At 58.4% G+C, this 16,317-nt stretch carries 20 protein-coding genes and 1 pseudogene; 7 read left to right on the top strand and 14 right to left on the bottom strand.

The window, feature by feature from the left end; translation table 11 throughout:
* The first annotated feature begins 265 nt into the window (after positions 1-265).
* Both C8273_RS10105 and C8273_RS10100 read left to right on the top strand, forming a co-directional pair.
* Positions 266-1,225 carry an L-lactate dehydrogenase gene (locus C8273_RS10105; RefSeq protein ID WP_106627572.1) on the top strand — a complete coding sequence of 320 codons (960 nt, stop codon included), beginning with the start codon at positions 266-268 and terminating at the stop codon, positions 1,223-1,225.
* Between the two features lie 136 nt (positions 1,226-1,361).
* Entirely contained in the window at positions 1,362-1,529 is a 168-nt protein-coding gene (locus tag C8273_RS10100) for a hypothetical protein (RefSeq protein ID WP_234344034.1), read from the top strand.
* A 29-nt stretch (positions 1,530-1,558) separates the two neighbouring features.
* Here the strand turns inward: C8273_RS10100 and C8273_RS10095 are convergent.
* From C8273_RS10095 to C8273_RS10085, 3 genes and pseudogenes are all read right to left on the bottom strand, one after another.
* Positions 1,559-1,897, bottom strand: a pseudogene (locus C8273_RS10095) (NAD(P)H-dependent oxidoreductase); the annotation flags it as partial.
* A 108-nt stretch (positions 1,898-2,005) separates the two neighbouring features.
* The gene (locus C8273_RS10090) at positions 2,006-2,287 is read right to left on the bottom strand and encodes a type II toxin-antitoxin system YafQ family toxin (RefSeq protein ID WP_106627571.1); all 282 of its coding nucleotides are present in this window, start codon (positions 2,285-2,287) and stop codon (positions 2,006-2,008) included.
* Positions 2,284-2,439: a hypothetical protein gene (locus tag C8273_RS10085; protein ID WP_234344008.1), complete on the bottom strand. Its 156-nt coding sequence runs from the start codon at positions 2,437-2,439 to the stop codon at positions 2,284-2,286. Before C8273_RS10085 ends, C8273_RS10090 begins: the two co-directional genes overlap by 4 nt.
* 210 nt (positions 2,440-2,649) lie before the next feature.
* Between C8273_RS10085 and C8273_RS13245 the strand changes: the two genes are divergently transcribed.
* Positions 2,650-3,888 (top strand): ISL3 family transposase, encoded by a 1,239-nt coding sequence (locus tag C8273_RS13245; RefSeq protein WP_159060757.1) that lies wholly within the window; start codon positions 2,650-2,652, stop codon positions 3,886-3,888.
* Between the two features lie 282 nt (positions 3,889-4,170).
* Here the strand turns inward: C8273_RS13245 and C8273_RS10060 are convergent, their stop codons facing one another.
* The 4 genes from C8273_RS10060 to C8273_RS10045 are packed head-to-tail and all read right to left on the bottom strand — an operon-like array spanning position 4,171 to position 6,899.
* The gene (locus tag C8273_RS10060) at positions 4,171-4,701 is read right to left on the bottom strand and encodes a 2-oxoacid:acceptor oxidoreductase family protein (protein WP_106627570.1); all 531 of its coding nucleotides are present in this window, start codon (positions 4,699-4,701) and stop codon (positions 4,171-4,173) included.
* Position 4,702: 1 nt separating this feature from the next.
* Positions 4,703-5,551 (bottom strand): thiamine pyrophosphate-dependent enzyme, encoded by an 849-nt coding sequence (locus C8273_RS10055; protein ID WP_106627569.1) that lies wholly within the window; start codon positions 5,549-5,551, stop codon positions 4,703-4,705.
* Positions 5,548-6,699, bottom strand: coding sequence for a 2-oxoacid:acceptor oxidoreductase subunit alpha (locus C8273_RS10050; RefSeq protein WP_106627568.1), 1,152 nt, complete (start codon positions 6,697-6,699; stop codon positions 5,548-5,550). Before C8273_RS10050 ends, C8273_RS10055 begins: the two co-directional genes overlap by 4 nt.
* Positions 6,696-6,899 carry a 4Fe-4S binding protein gene (locus C8273_RS10045; protein ID WP_106627567.1) on the bottom strand — a complete coding sequence of 68 codons (204 nt, stop codon included), beginning with the start codon at positions 6,897-6,899 and terminating at the stop codon, positions 6,696-6,698. The genes C8273_RS10050 and C8273_RS10045 overlap by 4 nt, the downstream gene beginning before the upstream one ends.
* A 227-nt stretch (positions 6,900-7,126) precedes the next feature.
* Here C8273_RS10045 and C8273_RS10040 point away from each other — a divergent pair, with 227 nt between their 5' ends.
* Together C8273_RS10040 and C8273_RS10035 are read left to right on the top strand one after the other, a co-directional pair.
* A complete protein-coding gene (locus tag C8273_RS10040) occupies positions 7,127-7,579 on the top strand; it encodes a DUF3290 domain-containing protein (RefSeq protein WP_006305617.1) in 453 nt (150 codons plus the stop codon).
* A 1-nt stretch (position 7,580) separates the two neighbouring features.
* Positions 7,581-8,216, top strand: coding sequence for a DUF421 domain-containing protein (locus tag C8273_RS10035; protein WP_006305618.1), 636 nt, complete (start codon positions 7,581-7,583; stop codon positions 8,214-8,216).
* A gap of 239 nt (positions 8,217-8,455) precedes the next feature.
* On the opposite strand, the gene C8273_RS10025 is transcribed toward C8273_RS10035, so the two are convergent.
* The 6 genes from C8273_RS10025 to C8273_RS10000 form a co-directional block, all read right to left on the bottom strand.
* Complete coding sequence (locus C8273_RS10025; RefSeq protein WP_106627566.1) at positions 8,456-8,836, bottom strand: type II toxin-antitoxin system death-on-curing family toxin; 381 nt, start codon at positions 8,834-8,836, stop codon at positions 8,456-8,458.
* Positions 8,833-9,075, bottom strand: coding sequence for a type II toxin-antitoxin system prevent-host-death family antitoxin (locus C8273_RS10020; RefSeq protein ID WP_106627565.1), 243 nt, complete (start codon positions 9,073-9,075; stop codon positions 8,833-8,835). Before C8273_RS10020 ends, C8273_RS10025 begins: the two co-directional genes overlap by 4 nt.
* A 39-nt stretch (positions 9,076-9,114) precedes the next feature.
* Complete coding sequence (locus C8273_RS10015) at positions 9,115-12,147, bottom strand: efflux RND transporter permease subunit (protein WP_106627564.1); 3,033 nt, start codon at positions 12,145-12,147, stop codon at positions 9,115-9,117.
* Positions 12,144-13,196, bottom strand: coding sequence for an efflux RND transporter periplasmic adaptor subunit (locus C8273_RS10010; RefSeq protein ID WP_106627563.1), 1,053 nt, complete (start codon positions 13,194-13,196; stop codon positions 12,144-12,146). Before C8273_RS10010 ends, C8273_RS10015 begins: the two co-directional genes overlap by 4 nt.
* Positions 13,197-13,317: 121 nt before the next feature.
* Positions 13,318-13,596, bottom strand: coding sequence for a type II toxin-antitoxin system YafQ family toxin (locus C8273_RS12755; RefSeq protein WP_199821078.1), 279 nt, complete (start codon positions 13,594-13,596; stop codon positions 13,318-13,320).
* Complete coding sequence (locus C8273_RS10000; protein ID WP_159060762.1) at positions 13,583-13,879, bottom strand: type II toxin-antitoxin system RelB/DinJ family antitoxin; 297 nt, start codon at positions 13,877-13,879, stop codon at positions 13,583-13,585. The genes C8273_RS12755 and C8273_RS10000 overlap by 14 nt, the downstream gene beginning before the upstream one ends.
* A 128-nt stretch (positions 13,880-14,007) precedes the next feature.
* Between C8273_RS10000 and C8273_RS09995 the strand changes: the two genes are divergently transcribed.
* Both C8273_RS09995 and C8273_RS09990 read left to right on the top strand, forming a co-directional pair.
* Positions 14,008-14,700, top strand: coding sequence for a class I SAM-dependent methyltransferase (locus C8273_RS09995; RefSeq protein WP_106627560.1), 693 nt, complete (start codon positions 14,008-14,010; stop codon positions 14,698-14,700).
* Positions 14,701-14,762: 62 nt separating this feature from the next.
* The gene (locus C8273_RS09990; protein WP_106627559.1) at positions 14,763-15,251 is read left to right on the top strand and encodes a DUF3887 domain-containing protein; all 489 of its coding nucleotides are present in this window, start codon (positions 14,763-14,765) and stop codon (positions 15,249-15,251) included.
* A 57-nt stretch (positions 15,252-15,308) separates the two neighbouring features.
* Here C8273_RS09990 and C8273_RS09985 read toward each other — a convergent pair whose 3' ends face one another.
* Positions 15,309-16,313 carry a hypothetical protein gene (locus C8273_RS09985; RefSeq protein WP_106627558.1) on the bottom strand — a complete coding sequence of 335 codons (1,005 nt, stop codon included), beginning with the start codon at positions 16,311-16,313 and terminating at the stop codon, positions 15,309-15,311.
* Between the last annotated feature and the right edge of the window lie 4 nt (positions 16,314-16,317).

Genomic DNA, 16,317 nt, shown 5'->3' with positions numbered 1-16,317 from the left:
TTTGTCTGTGAACTGTCGCTTCATATTGACCATCGACAATAAAAACCATCCTGTATACACGACAAACTCCGTGAAAAATCCATTGACAATGATTCCCTGTGGTGTTACTATGATGAGGCAGGAGATCCTGCGGGAACTGTTCTATCGAAAAGAAGTGCAATCCATCATGAAATGGCTGTCTTCCACACAGTTCGTCATGAGTTCATAGTGTCCGAGCGCATACCATAGCGTTTGGACTTTTTTGCATTTTTAGGGGGTAATCGTCATGTCAGTCAACAGGGGAAAAGTTGTCATCATCGGAACGAGCAACGTCGGCTCTGCCGTGCTCAACAAGATCGCGGACTTCCAGCTTGCCTCGGAGATCGCACTGATCGATCTCGACATGGATCGCGCGCGCGGCGAGGCACTGGATACCAGTCATGCCATGTCCTCACCGTACTGCACGAACATCAAGATTCATCCGGGGACGTACGAGGACTGCCGCGATGCGGCGTTCATCGTCATCACGGCGGGACCCTCCATCCTGCCGGGCGAGACGCCTGATCGCCTGAAGCTCGCGAGCACGAATACGAAGATCATGCGCTCCATCTTCTCCGAGATCGTGAAATACACGAAGGACGCCATGGTCATCATGATTACGAACCCGCTCGATGTTGCGACCTACGTTGTCTCGACCGAGTTCGACTATCCGCGCGCGAAGATCCTCGGTACGGGCACAATGCTTGAGACGTACCGCTTCCGCTACATCCTCGCCGAGCACTATGCGATGGATCCGAAGAACATCCACGGCTATGTGCTCGGTGAGCACGGCAACGATGCCTTTGTCGCGTGGTCGACTGTCAACTGCGCGGGGCTTGGCATCGACCATCTCGACGAGTATTTCCATTTTGAGAAAAAACTCAACCGCCATGATGTCGAGCAGGGACTGATCCAAGCCGCGTACGATGTCATTAATCTCAAGGGCTTTACAAATACGGGCATCGCGATGGTCGCCTGCCGCTTCATCAAGGCGATTCTCTACAACGAGCATACAATCCTGCCCTGCGCCGCCGTTATGAACGGTGAGTACGGCATGAAGGATGTCGCACTCTCCATCCCGCGCATGATCGCTCAGGATGGCATCGTGCGGTCATTTGAAGTGCGCCTTGCGGATGAGGAGATGGAAAAACTCCGCCGTGCACAGAAGAGTGTCCGCACAGCGCTTGATGGAGCGGGTGTGAAGTAAGCTCCGTCAAGCTTGACGGATACGGTCTTCCTGCCCTATAATGAACAAGGTTCTGCATCCGAAATGAAAAGAGCCGCCCGAATTTGCAGAGAGGGCGGCTCTTCTTATGGTTATGAAAGGCTTGGGGAGGATTTTTATGGAGCATGGAAGCTGTGTGCCGCAGGGGACGGAGGTCGTGCAGACGGGATTTCACTACACGCTGTCCCTGATTGGCGGCAAGTACAAGATGGCGATTCTATATCTGCTCGCCGAGCATGGCGTGCTTCGCCATACAAACGGGGTGAGCAGCTGCGCAATCGTATAGTGGTATCGTCCGTCGATGCTGTAGTCCTCCGCACGTACGCCCGTTGTGACCGCGAGTGCGACCTTGCGCCCCTCCAGCTTATCCCCGCCGTTTCTTCCGTACGCCCAGCCGTGCGTCAGCACCTCGTCGAACCATGTTTTGAGCAGCGGCGGGCAGGAGAACTAGTAGATCGGGAACTGGAAGACCAGACCGCCGTGTTCCTCAATGAGCCGATGCTCGCGCTCCACATCAATCCGACCATCGGGATAGCACGCGGCAAGCGTGTGGATCGTACAGAGGTCAGGATGTTTGCGCAGCTCTGTCAGCCATCGCTTGTTAATGACGGACTCTTCGAGGTTCGGATGCGCGGCGATAATCAATGTCTTCATAAAGAAAACCTCCATTTCTATCGTTGCATGATAGCGTATGGAGGGGCAGGGCACAAGAACGTACTTTTTCGTGGGGTACTTACGCAAGGGGAAGTGAATCAATCACTTTTACGTTTTGAACAGGTCGTTGTGTGTCTCTGTGCGAGTTAGGTAGAGCAGCAATGTGTCATCGGAAATTTCATAGATAAGCAGCCAATCCGGCGTGATGTGGCATTCCCGACAGCCTGCGTAGTCTCCCGTGAGCGCATGGTCACGATGTTTTTGCGCAAGTGGCTCGCCATTTGCCAGCTTCTTGATGACAGCGGTCAACAACTCTGTGTTATAGCCGCGCTTTGCGATACGTTTCAAGTCCTTCTGAAAACGTGAGGTCGGGCGAATCGTGTACTTCATGTAAGCAGATCTTTCATCATCGCATCAACGTCGGCGTAGCGCTTGCCAAGACTCGGATCTGCCTTCATTCGCCGCACCTCATCGAGTGCTTCGCGTGTCTCTACGTTCGGAGCCTCGCCGCCGATTTCAAAGGGGATGCGATACTCCCGCACCGTCTTTCGCGCGAAAATATGGCTCTACTCCCGAAGTAGTGGAAATGGTATAATCGACTATGGTGATGAAAAATGGTCGAGAATTTTGACAAGATGCTCGCAGGATCACTGCGGCTAGAGGCTCCATGGTATATCATAGGCGCAGANTTTCCCAATTTGGCTCTACTCCCGAAGTAGTGGAAATGGTATAATCGACTATGGTGATGAAAAATGGTCGAGAATTTTGACAAGATGCTCGCAGGATCACTGCGGCTAGAGGCTCCATGGTATATCATAGGCGCAGAATTTAACGAGGAAGAGCCGGCAATCCATATACATGTGGGCATAGACAAGGCGGCTGCGCTGTGCTGTCCTGTCTGCGGTGCGCCGACCAAACGGTACGGCTACGAGCCGAAGGAACGTATCTGGCGTCATGCGGACTGCCTGTTTTATCCCTGTTATGTCCACTGCAAGCGTCCCCGTGTTCTCTGCGATAAATGCGGCACAGTGCAGGTCAATGCGCCGTTTGAGCGCAAGAACAGTCGCTTTACCCTGCTGTTCGAAGGCTACGCCATGCTGCTCCTGCAAGACGTTCCTCGTGCCAGAGCCTCCCGTCTGCTTCGCTGTGACGAAAAGTCGCTCGCCGCTATCCTTACGTATTGGGTGCATGACGCGGTAAATCGTATGGATCTTTCCGATACCTGCTCCATCGCCATGGATGAGACATCCTTTCGTCATGGGCACAAATACGTCACCGTCGCCGTCGACGCAGTAAAGCGCCGTGTCTTCGACGTCGAACCCGGTCGCGACAAAACGGCGGTCAAAAACGTGGGCGAAAAACTGGAGAGGAACGGTGGCAACACGAAGAGCGTCAATTCTGTCACCAGCGACATGTCCGCAAGCTACCTGTCCGCCGTCCGGGAAGTGTTTCCGAACGCCAAGCAGACCATCGACAAATTTCATGTCAAACAGGTGCTGCTCAAAGCCTTGGATGCGGTGCGTAAGGATGAGCAAAAAGAGTCCGGCCGGAAAAAGGAGCTGTTTCTGCGCCGCAAACTGTTCATGGTGTCGCAAGGGCGCATGACCGACAAGCAACGGACAATGGTAGCGGAACTTTCCAAGCAGTACAAGAAGACGGGGCGTGCCTTTCGGATTGTCCGGTCTCTGGATGACTTCTATGCGTCGACCTCCATGGTGGAGGCGCAGGAGCGACTGGACAAGCTGTATTCATGGATGCGACGCTGTCGACTGAAACCGATGAAGGATGCTGCCTTGACGCTCAGGAATCACAGCAAGGAAATACTGAACTATTTTCATACGCGCCTGACGAACGCGATTTGCGAAGGAATCAACGCAATGATTCAAGCGGCGAAGCGCAAGGCAAGAGGTTTTCATAGCTTTGAAGGCTATGCCGCAATGATCTACTTGGTCGCAGGAAAATTGGAATTGGCCACGCCTGTTCTGTTCTGAAAATAGCTTTTCCACTAATTTTGGAGTAGAGCCGAAAATATTGAATGCCGTTGTCATACTCATACCCATATCCGCGCAAAATGCGCTGAACTGTTCCTTCAAATCGGTATCCATGCGTATGCTGACGTTTGTCTGCGACATTCCAATCAACTCCTCTTGTATAGAATAGTGCAAAATATGTGCACTGTCAAGAAAACTCAGGATAGATGCTTGGATTTACCGATACAAAAACCCGCCCACATACGAAATGTGAGCGGGTTTTGTCATGCTCGGAAAAGTGTCTTACTCCGCCGCCGCCTCGTATCCGACCATCAATGCCTGCATATTGCGGTCAACGGTGTGCGGCGGGACGCGGCTTGCGACGGCGTCCTTTACGGCGTCGAGCGGGACGATGCCGGAGACGCGCGTGATTGCGCCGAGGGCGACGATGTTCGCAAAGAGGGCTTTGCCGATCTTCTCGATGGCAAGCGTGGTGATGGGAACGGAGACGATGTGTGCTGCCTGCGGCACATTTGGCACAAGCTCGCTGTCAACGATCAGGATGCCCGTCGCGGGGTCGAGATCGCCCGCGTACTTGTCCGCCGCCGCCTGTGTCATGGCGAGTACAATATCGGGATGCTCGACGTGCGGATGATAGATTGCGCCGTCGCTCACAATGACCTCGGAGCGGGATGCGCCGCCGCGTGCCTCGGGACCGTAGGACTGCGACTGTGCGACGTTCATGCCGCACGCGGTTGCCGCCTCGGCAAAGATGATGGCGGCGGTGATGACGCCCTGTCCGCCCGAGCCTGAGAGACGAAGTTCCTTCTGCATATCACAGCCCTCCCGCGCGCCGCTGAATCTCGGCGTTCGCCATGCCGTACTCCTCGCCCGCGCACTCGTAGAGCAGTCCGATGGGGAATTTCTCCGGCGTGCGCTTCTCGGGCGGGAGCTTGTCCCATGCCGCCTTCATGACGGCGGAGTCCTTCATCCATGTGAGCATCGCGGCGGGTGATCCCATCTTGTTCTTGCGTCCGTATGCCGTCGGGCATTGTACCATCGCCTCGATGAGGGCAAAGCCGTGATTTTTGAGTCCGCCCGCAATCATCTGTGTGAGATGTTTGACGTGGAACGCTGTCGAGCGTGCGACGTAGGTCGCACCTGCTGCCTCGGCGATGCGGCACGCGTCGAGCGGGCGGTCGATCGTACCATAGGGCGCAGTCGCCGTCATCTTGCCCGGCGGTGTCGTCGGTGAGGACTGCCCGCCCGTCATGCCGTAGATGTTGTTGTTGAAGAGAATGACCGTCAGATCGACGTTACGGCGACAGCCATGGAGGAAGTGATTACCACCGATGGCGGTACAATCGCCATCCCCCGTGATGACAATGACGTTCAGCTCGGGCCGCGCGAGCTTGATGCCTGTTGCAAACGGAATCGCACGCCCATGCGCTGTGTGTACGGTGTCAAAATCCATATAACCCGAGCCGCGCGAGGAACAGCCGATGCCGGAAACGATGACGGTGTTGTCCTGCGAAAAGCCCTCCATCCCCTCAATCGCCTCGGCAATGCACTTGAGTGCCGTGCCGTTGCCGCAGCCGGGACACCAGAGGTGGGGGAGGCGGTTCTGACGAAAATACTGCTCGAAGCTGCGGCGCATCTCCGCCTGTGTCGTATCCATGCTCATGCCCGCACCTCCTCACTCATCTGACGAATCGCCGCCGTGATTTCCTGCGGCGTGAAGTCCAGCATATTGTACTTGAGGCAGGGGCGGACAGGCGTACCGTGCGCCGCGCGCGTGACCTCACCCACGAGCTGCCCGTAGTTCAGCTCCGCGACGAGGATGCTTTTCACGCGGTCGGCGAGCCGTCCGACGGCGGCATCCGCGAACGGCCAGATCGTCTTGAGCCGCAGGAAGCCGACCTTGATTCCATTGGCACGTGCCGCGCGTACCGCCTCGTACGCCGTGCGCGCGGTACCACCGTAGCTGACGACGGCGTACTCTGCATCCTCCATAAAGGCTTCCTCCGTGTGGATGATCTCCTCACCCACACGATTGATTTTCTCGTGGAGACGGTGGATCAGCTGCTCCGTGACGACGGGGCTGCCCGACGGGAAGCCCGTCTCATCGTGGAGGAGCCCCGTGACGTGGATGCGGCAGCCGTCGCCGAAACGCGCGACATCGGGCACAAGATCCTCGCCGACGGCGAACGGCTGATAGCCTTCGGCGCGTGTCTTTTTCGGCAGGCGGCGCGGATAGATGTCCAATTCGTCTGCCGTCGGGAGCGTGACATTTTCGCGCAGATGCCCGACGATCTCATCCGTCAGCAGGATGACGGGCGTGCGAAAACGCTCCGCATAGTTCACCGACAGCACCGCCAGATCGAACGACTCGCGCACGCTCCACGGTGAGAGTGCGATGATCGGGTGGTCGCCGTGCGTGCCCCAACGCGCCTGCATCACATCGCCCTGTGATGGCGCGGTCGGTTGTCCCGTCGAGGGACCGACGCGCTGTACATTCACCACGACGCACGGGATCTCCGCACACGCACCATAGCCGATCAGCTCCTGTTTCAGAGAGAAGCCCGGGCCGCTCGTCGCGTCCATCACCTTTGCACCCGCGAGCGACGCACCGAGGATTGCGCCCATCGCGCCGATCTCGTCCTCCATCTGGAGGAACGTGCCGCCGATCTTCGGCAGCAGCTTTGCCATCTGCTCGGCGATCTCCGTGGACGGCGTGATCGGATAGCCCGCGAAGAACGTCACTCCCGCCGCAATCGCCCCTTCGGCGACCGCCTCATTGCCCTGCATGAGCCTTGCTTTCGTCTTGCTCATTTGCGCTCCTCCCTCCGCTCCACAAATATCGCAAAGTCAGGACAGCGCATCTCGCACTGACCACACGCGATACAGTCCGCGGGTCGGACGGGCGTGATCTTGCCGAGCAGGCTTACCTCGAGCACCTGCTTCGGACAGAACGCGGCACATATACCGCAGCCCTTGCACCGCTTTTCCTTGATATACAGCTCACCCTTCATGGCGTCAACTCCCGCCGGGATGCGGAACACATCCCATCATACACAGAAAATAGGTTCATTATCCGTTCCGGAGGTTTGTCCCTCCGTTTTATCTGCGGATAATTTCAATATTATAACAGAAGATACGGAGAAAATAAAATCGCATACTGAATACATTTTTGCACGGTAAAACACTTGACGCGCCGTACCACTCGTAGTAATCTACAGGCGGAAAAGGAGGGGATTACTTGAACTTTTACACCTACGACTACATCACGGCGCACAGCCAGTTCGGCGATAATGTCTGGTATGTGCTCTCATTTCTCGCGCTCGCTGCGCTGCTGTTCGTGAGCATCAAATATCTGCGCAACCGCCTTGCGACGCGCTACCGCGATCTCATCGTCATTCTGTTTCTCACGGTCGCATTCCTCGGCGGTATGCAGTGGAACGACTACAACCGTACGAAGAGCGATGTGGAGGCGACCTCGCGCATGGCGCAGTTCCTCCACAGTCTCAGCGTGGATCTGGACGTGCCCGTGCAAAAGATCCGCACCAACTCGACGTATTTGAAACAGGGAATGCTCGTCGATGTGCAGGGGACGTTTTATGCGGTGACGTTCAATGCGGATTTTACCTCGTTTCAGTACGAGCGGACGCATCTCCTAAACCGCGATGTGAAGATTGTGGACAAGGAGAACTGACATGCTGATCTACTTTCTGATGTTGGGCAAGCTCGCGCTCGGTCTTTTGTGTCTCATCGTTCAGATCAACCTGCTCGGCAAGGGCAACCTCGCGCCGAACTCCGCGACCGATCAGGTGCAGAACTACGTCCTCGGCGGCATCATCGGCGGCGTGATCTACAACAACGCCATCTCGATTCTGGACTTCGTGCTCGTGCTGATCGCATGGACACTGCTCGTGCTGATCCTGAAATATCTCAAGATGAACAGCGGCATGATTAAGGACTTCGTTGACGGCAGTCCCGCCGTGGTGATCGAGCGCGGCAAGATCCTCATGGATGAGTGTATGCGGCACGGAATGCTCGCGCATGACATCATGCTGAAACTCCGTATGGCGGGGGTCTACTACGTCAAAGATGTGAAACGCGCCGTCCTTGAGCCGAACGGACAGCTCACCGTGATCCAGTACGGTGAGCAGAACGCGCGCTATCCGCTCATCCTCGACGGACAGGTGGACGAGGACATCCTCGAACTCATCGAAAAGGATCGCGTCTGGCTCAACGCTGAGCTGCGTGCGGCGGACTGCGCGGTGAAGGACATCTACATCGGCGAGTACAAGGATGGTGCGCTGATTATTCATCCGTATGAGAAAAAGTGAGGCTGGTACATAAAAATCTCCCGACGGCGGAAGCGGTCGGGAGATTTTTCTATAGGAATTGTTGATAAATTTGACGCTTAAGGAATCGCTGATAAAATAGACCCTCAGATTGGCATAGATTTTTTCGTCCGAGCAAGAAGGCAAACCTAACGCTGCAAAAGCTATGTAGAGGATCCAAGGGTCCTGTTCGGTCAAAAAAGGTGCGTCAAGAAACGCTCGCTGAATTTATCAGTGCATCCCTAGGTCTTTTTGTGTGCTTCGATCCAAGTCCGCAGATTTTCCTGCGGGCTTTTTCCTGCGGCAACATCTAGGATGATGGTGTAGAGTTCTTCCTGTGTGTATTGCAGACGGATGCCGTTCAATGCAAGGAAGACGAGCATGGCATGTGCACAGATGCGCTTGTTCCCGTCGATCATGGCGTGGTTTTTGATGAGACCATAGCCGAGGCGTGCGGCTTTTTGTTCAAGGGACGGATAGAGATCCATGCCGCCAAAGGACATAAACGGTGCTGCCAAGGCGGCGTCGAGAAGTGCTTCGTCGCGGATACCGCTGCTGCCGCCGGTTGCGGCAATCAGTTCTGCGTGCATCTGAAGCACCTGCCCTTTTGTCAGGCGGATCATCGTGCCAGCACCTCATAAGCTGCTCTATTTTGTTCCATCAGCTGTCGAGAGACGGCAAGCACGTCTGCATCCGGCAAGGTTTCGCTATGTCCGAGTTGCCGGATGTCGATAACGAGGTAGCGCGGCGTATTGTCCTTTAGAATGACCGCAGTTCCTTTTTCGTCGACAAGCTGTACGACCTTGGAAAAATTTTGGTTTGCTTCGGTCATGGAAATCATGGTGTCTGTGTGGATGTTCATGGAGTGACCTCCTTTTTCGTGGTTGATGGCTCTGACCACCTACTCCCTCACCCGATACGCGACGGCATACATGACGGGCAGCACCAAGAGTGTCAGCACCGTTGCCACAATCAGTCCGCCCGCGATGGCGACCGCCATGGGCCCCCAGAAGATGCTGCGCATGAGTGGGAGCATTCCGAGGATGGCGGCGGCGGCGGTGAGCATGATGGGACGGAAGCGCAGGACGGCGGAGTCGATGATGGCGTCCATGGGCTGCTCACCCGCCTCCTCATGCTTTTTGATCTGGTCGATGAGGATGACGGAGTTGCGGATAATCATGCCGAAGAGGGCGAGCACGCCGAGGTAGGCGACGAAGCCGAGCGCGGAGTCGGTGACGAGCATGGCAAACGCAACGCCGATGAGCCCCATTGGTGCGGTGAGGAGGGTGAGCGTCATCTTGCCCATGCTGCCGAGTTGGAGCATGAGCAGGGTCATGATGATGAAGATCATGGCGGGCAGCGGCTGCATGAGGTAGTGCATGGAGTCGGCAGAGTCCGCGAGCGCGCCCGCTGTCTCGATGGTCGTGCCGGCGGGGAGGCTGCGGCGCAGCTCCTCGGTCGCTTTGTAAATGCGCAGCGCGGCATCGTTGCCCTCGCCTTCTCTGACCTCCGCCTGTACCATGATGCTTGGGCGCAGGTTGTACCGCTTGATAAAGCCGTCCTCCGCGCCATAGGAAAGGTGGGCGATCTGTGCGAGCGGGACGCTGCCGCCCGCCGTGGCAATCGGCAGCTCGCCGAGGCGTTCGATGTTCGTGCGGTCGCGCCCCACAAGGCGCAGGACGATGCCGATGGTACGGTCGCCCGTGTAGAACTCTGCCGCCTGTGCGCCCGTCAGCTCGGTGTAGAGCATCTGCTTGACCGCCTTTGCGCTGATCCCGTAGAGTTTCAGCTTGTCCTTGTCGAAGTCGATGCGGACGGTCTTGGATTTCTCCGTCCAGTCGAGATGGACGTTCGTCGCGGCGGGATCGGCGGCGGTGATGGCGGCGACCTCCTCGGCGACGCGGCGCACTTCGTCCGTCGTGGGCGCAGAGACGCGCAGCATGATGGGGAAGTCGGCGGGCGGCCCCGTCTGGATGTACTGCGTGGATACCCGCACGCCCGAGAGTTCGTCGCTGCGTGCGGCGGCAATCACGGCGGCGAGCTCCTCACGCGCGGCGGTATCGTTCGCGGTGATGACGAACTGGGCGCTGTTCGCCGCATCCGCCTTCGGATCGACGGTAAGGACGAAGCGCGGTGTGGAGCGTCCGATGTAGGCAGCGTAGTTCTGGATCTTGTCGCTGTGCGCGGCGAGGAGACCCGCGAGACGGTCCGCCTCCGCCGCTGTCGCCTGCATGGATGCGCCCTGCGGCAGGGTCAGGCGCACGAGAAGTTCGGGGCGCAGTGAGGGCGGGAAAAAGGTCTGTTTGATGTGCGGAAATGCCGCAAGGCTCACGGCAAAGAGGAGGACGGTGCCGACGAGGACGGCGGCGCGGTGCGCGAGAAATGCTGTGAGCACGCGGCGAAAGAGCCGATAGAAGGGGCTTGTGTACGGATCGTGCACGCCCCCCTCCATTTTTTGGACGCGAATCAAATAATAGCCGAAGAGCGGCGCGACCATAACGGAGACTACCCAACTTAATACGAGGGCGATGCCGATGACGGGGAAGAGTGCGGCGCAGAACTCGCTCGCCATGCCCTTGGAGAATGCGACGGGGATGAAGCCCGCGCAGGTGATGAGCGTGCCTGTGAGCATGGGTTTCGCCGTCTGGGTAAAGGCGTAGCATGCGGCGTCAAAGCGTCCCATGCCGCGCTCAAGCTGGACGCTCATCATCTCGACGGCGATGATGGCATCGTCGACCAAGAGGCCGAGCGAGATGATGAGGGCGCCAAGGGAGACCTTGTGCAGGTCGATGCCGAGCAGATACATGGCGACGAACGTGCCTGCGAGGACGAGCGGGATGCAGCCCGCGACCACGAGTCCCGTACGCAGTCCGAGCGAGAGGAAGCTGACGGCGAGGACGATGAGGATCGCGAGTGCAAGCGTTTCGACGAAGTCATGAATGGAGTGCTGCACGACGGCGGGCTGGTTTGATACCTCGTGCAGCTCGGCACCGAGCGGGAGATCCTGCTGGATCGCGGCGGTCAGTTCTTTGAGGTTTTCGCCGAGGGCAAGGATGTTGCCGCCCGCCTCCATGGAGACGGCGATGCCGACGGCGGGCGCACCGTTATACAGCATACGCGGCTCGGATGGGTCGACCGCCTTGCGCTCGACGCTTGCGATGTCGCCGAGGCGGAATACCTTTCCGTTTGCCGCAATTGGGAGCGCACGGATGTCCTCGATGTTTTCAAACACACCCGAGGCGCGCAGCTGTACGGTGTCGCTCTCCGTCTCGATGCTGCCGCTCGTCGCCATCGCATCCTGCGCGGCGAGTGCGTCCGTGATGGCGGTCGGGGGGATGCCGAGCTGTGCGAGCCGTTCGAGGGCGATCTCGACGTAGACGCGCTCGCTCTGCACGCCGATCAGCTCGACCTTTTGCACGCTTGGGACGGCGAGAATGCGGCGGCGCGCGTCCTCCGCCATGCTGCGCAGCTCCTCATCGCTGTAGTCCGCGCCCGTGATGGCGTAGACCGAGCCGTACACGTCGTCGAAGCGGTCGTTGTAGTAGGGCCCGTAGACTCCTGCGGGCAGGTCGCGCTTTACGTCCTCGCCGAAGTTCCGTACGTCGCGCCACGTCGGGCGAATCTCCGACGCATCCACATCGTCGCGCAGCTGGACATAGATCGTGGTCTGTCCCGCGCGCGTCTCGCTGTGGATCTGCTTCAGCCCCGGGGTGTCCTGAAAACGCCGTTCGAGCTTGTCCGTGACCTGTTCCTGCATTTCCTCCGCGCTTGCGCCCGGCCATGCGGCGGAGATCACCATCTGGCGGATGGTAAAGGCGGGATCCTCCATGCGCCCGAGTGCATTGTAGGCAAAGATGCCGCCGACGGCAAAGACGATGATGAAGTACCAGACGAGTGCGCGATGGCGCAGGGAGAGCTCTGTGAGGTTTCTCATTTCGTCCGCACCTTCTCTCCCTCATGGAGCTGGTGCACACCCGCCGTTACGATGCGTGCGCCCTGCGGCAGTCCCGTGACGAGGGCGTCATTGGTGCGGAACGCCGTGACGGTGACGGGAACGAGATGCACCGCATCGTCCTCGACCACGTAGACCTGCGCCGTATCGCCCGTCTGGTACAGCGCGGAGAGGGGAATGGCGGCACCCTCTTGGACGGATGCACCGAGGCGGACGCGTGCCGTCATGCCGAGCGGGAGGTCGGCGGGCGCATCCGTGAGGGCGATCCGCGCCGTATAGGTACGCGTCGCCGCATCGGGGACGGGCGAGAGTTCGCGCAGGGTGCCCGTGTAGGCGGCACTGTTCGCCCAGAGGGCGACGGCAGCGGGCATACCGACGGAGACCTCTGCGAGATGGCTCTCGGGCACGGCAATCTCGATTTCGCGCTCGCCCTCCTGCGTGAGCGTCATGACCGTCTGCCCTGCGGCGATGATCTGTCCCTCCTCCGCCGTGATGTTCGAGATCACGCCGTCCGCACCCGCGACGAGGTTCGTGTAGCCGAGTGCGTTATGGCTTGCCGTGTCCTGCGCGACTGCCTGACGGTACGCCGCCTCGGCGGCGCGTTCGTTTGTGCGGTACTGGTCGAGCATCGCCTCCGAGATTGCCTGTGCGGCGTAGAGCTGCTCGTAGCGCGCGCGTTCCGTGCGTGCGAGTTCGTAGCGCGAACGTGCGGCTTGGGCGGCGGCACTCGTTGCATTCGCCTGCTGCTGCACGTCGCGTGCGTCGATCACCATGAGCACGTCGCCCGCGCGGACGTGTGCGCCGACGTTGACGTTGCGCGAGAGGATCTGTCCGCCGACCTGAAAGGCGAGCCGCGTCTCATAGCGTCCGCGCACTGTGCCCGTGTAGCCGCCCTCCGACGCGGCGGCATCGCCGACCGTCATCGTCCGCACGAGGGGCGGCGGTGCTTCCTTTGCCGCGTCCGTGCCGCAGCCCGTGAGTGCTGCGAGTGCTGCAGCGAGGATGAGTGTGAGGTAGGAACGCGCGTGCATGGTGCATCTTCCTTTCGGTTGTTTTCGTCCGTAGTTTTCTAAATTTTACCACTGAATGAGGGGCGTGTCTATATCACGTGGATTTGAACCCACACAGAAAAAAAGACCGCACAGTGGGCGGTCAGAGTCGAAAGAGTTTGGCGTGGCTGCCAAGACGGGTGAGCGAGAGAATCAGTGTGTCCTCGCGAATCTGGTAGATGAGCAGCCAGTCTGGGGTGATGTGACATTCGCGATGATGGCGATACCTGCCAGACAGCGCGTGGTCGCGGTGATGCGCCGGCAGCGGCTCATGTCGTGCAAGTGTGTCGATGATGTGGGCGAGGAGGTCGAGGTCGCAGCCCTGTTTGATGGCGGCTTTCAAATCCTTTTTGAATTGCGAGGTTTGTTTAATACTCAGCACGAATTTCCTCCTGCGCCTCGTGAATGAGTTCGGCTGCACTGCGGTAGGACTTTGCAGGATGGCTGCCGCTTGCAATCGCGTCGGATTCACGGAGTGCAGCAAGTGTTTCCGGATTGAAACGTGGCTTTCGGACGGCGAACGGCAGACCGTCATGCAGCAGCACCTGATGAAAAAAGATGTTGATTGCTTCGGAAGCAGAGAGTCCAAGCGTTTGGAAGGTCTCCTCGACAGCAGACTTGAGTTCCGGTTCGAGACGGATATGCAGTGTTTCTGTCTTTGCCATGTGAATCATCTCCTTATATAAAATTGTATCACGTTTGGTAGACATTCGCAAGGCTCTTTCTATGATTTGAACCCACGCGCATTTTATGATAGAATACATTTTGATGAGCAGCGAGAAAGGATGTCACAATGGACGAAGAACTGCGGCGGTATGAGAAGATCCGAGGGGCGTATCACTCGGTGGGACGGCTCGCGAATCTCTATGATGGGATGATGACGTACTCGACGTGGTCGGGGAAGTTCGTCTCGCGGCTCGTGTGGGGACTGGACAGAAACGGTGTGAGCCGCTATGTCGGGCTTGCCCTGCGTGCGGCGCATGAGGGCTTTGACGGGCGGCTGCTCGAAGTGCCCGTGGGGACAGGCTGCCTCTCGCTGCCCGTGTATGCGGAGCTGCCGAACGCGGACATCACCTGTCTCGACTACTCGCCCGCGATGCTCGCGGCGGCACGGGCGCGTGCGGACGCACTCGGCGTACGCAACGTTGCGTTCGTGGAGGGCGATGTCGGACAGCTGACGTTCGAAGATAACTTTTTCGATGCGGCGGTCTCGATCAACGGCTTTCACGCGTTCCCCGACAAGGAGGCGGCGTGGAGCGAGGTGCACCGCGTGCTGCGTCCCGGCGGGCGGCTGACCGGCTCGGTCTTTGTGCTCGGCGGCAACCCGCGCACGGAGTTCGTCGTGAAGCATCTCTATACGAGGATGGGCTTTTTTACACCGCCGTATGATACGAAGGAACAGCTCGAAGTACGGCTGAAAAATCTCTACCGTGAGGTGACTGTCGAGTGCGTGGAGTCGCTTGCGTGCTTCTCGTGCGTGAAGTAATATTGTTGGTCTATGAAGGGGATCTTATTTCCCGTTGATATGTTTTTGCGAGGAGGATGTTTATGAAATTCCGTATGCTTTCCCGTTTCCTTGCCGCCGCACTCATTGCGGGCGGTGCACTTACTGCTGCGCCCACAGTCTATGCTGCGGGCGCACCCGCTGCTGCACCGGCGGGGGCTGCGGCACCCGATGCACCTGCCGCAGCACAGGCCGAGCAGGTACAGACACCGTTTGACGCGGCAGTCGTGCAGGAGCACATGATGGCGACAATCACGCGCTTTGAACAGGACGATGCTGCGGGACTTAAGGCGGAGGCGACAATGGAACTTCGCCCGCATCTGACGGCGGAGCAGGTCACGGGTGCAAAGGCGCAGTTCGCACCGAAGTGGGGCGCGCGCGGCGGTGTCGGCAAGCCGTATATGACGGTGGGCAAGGAGGGTGACAAGTGGTATGTCATCTGCGAGATTGCCGTGGGCTACAAGGCGACCGCCGTTATCTACCGCATGACTTACGATGAGAATATGAGGCTCGCGGGCTTCTTCGTCCGCTGATTCTGTGCATGAAAAAAGCTCACGCCGCGCGTGAGCTTTTTTCTATCAGCGATTCCTTTACACTTTATCGTTATAGACGCTGTTGTCGTAGATCCCATCGTGTGAGGTGGCTGCCGCCGTGCTCTGGAACGGAGCGGCACTGTCGTAGGTGGTATTTACACCGTAGACGGTCGCCTCGCCCTGTGTCTGGATGTATAGCTCGGTGCCGGCAGGGAGGTCGATGTTCTTGCCGTGGACGAATGCGCCCGCGACGACGCCGAGGGGACCGAGGACGGCAATGCCCGCAAGCGATGCACCCGCTGCCATGGCGAGGTGCTGCATCTCCTTCTTCGCCTCTTCGCCGATGAAGGTGGTGACGTAGGTGCCATCGAGCGCCTTCGTGCTCTTGAAGTCGATATCGACGGCAGCATTGCGGCCGAAGTTCTTTGCCTGCTTCACCTTTGTAACCGTGCCCTCGCCGCGCGACCCTTTTGTAAAGACGAGGACATCGCCGACAAAGACATCCTCCGCAACCTGATATTCGATTGTGTCGCCGACCTTGAGGTTCTTGGCGTTGACGGGGGTCACGAGTGCGATCTTGACGAGGGTGTTCGCGGGAACGGAGACCGGCGTGACAGGGATGTCCTTCGTGCCGAAGGATGCCGTCGAGAGCGCGGAGATGCGCTTTTTGAAGGTGCCCTCGGCGGTTTTTCCAAGGAGCGCGACCTCCATCTCACTGACGCGCTCCTGTACGGGGCGCAGGCTTGTCTCGTGGTTGATGTTCCACTCGATCGCGTTGAGGTTCATGAGGACGGACGGGGTCGTGCTGTTCGTATAGACCTCGTCGTAGATGGCGTCGATGCGTGCCATCAGGCTGCCCGTGCGGTGGCTGCCGTCGTAGTCGCGCTCAAGTCGGTTGATGCGGTCAATGAGCGCACCGGTCTGTTCCTGTCCGTAGGTGTCCTGCTCGATGAGTGCAAGTTTCGACTGGACGGCGTTGGGCGGTTCTGCCGCAAGTGCCGTGCCGAAGGATGTGAGCGCAAGTACAAAGGTCAGTACGAGCGCACAGATTTTTTTTCGCATGGCG

The organism is Candidatus Centipeda massiliensis, from assembly GCF_900290285.1.
In the GTDB taxonomy this organism is placed as follows: domain Bacteria; phylum Bacillota; class Negativicutes; order Selenomonadales; family Selenomonadaceae; genus Centipeda; species Centipeda massiliensis.
This window is presented reverse-complemented; position numbering and strand designations above follow the sequence as displayed.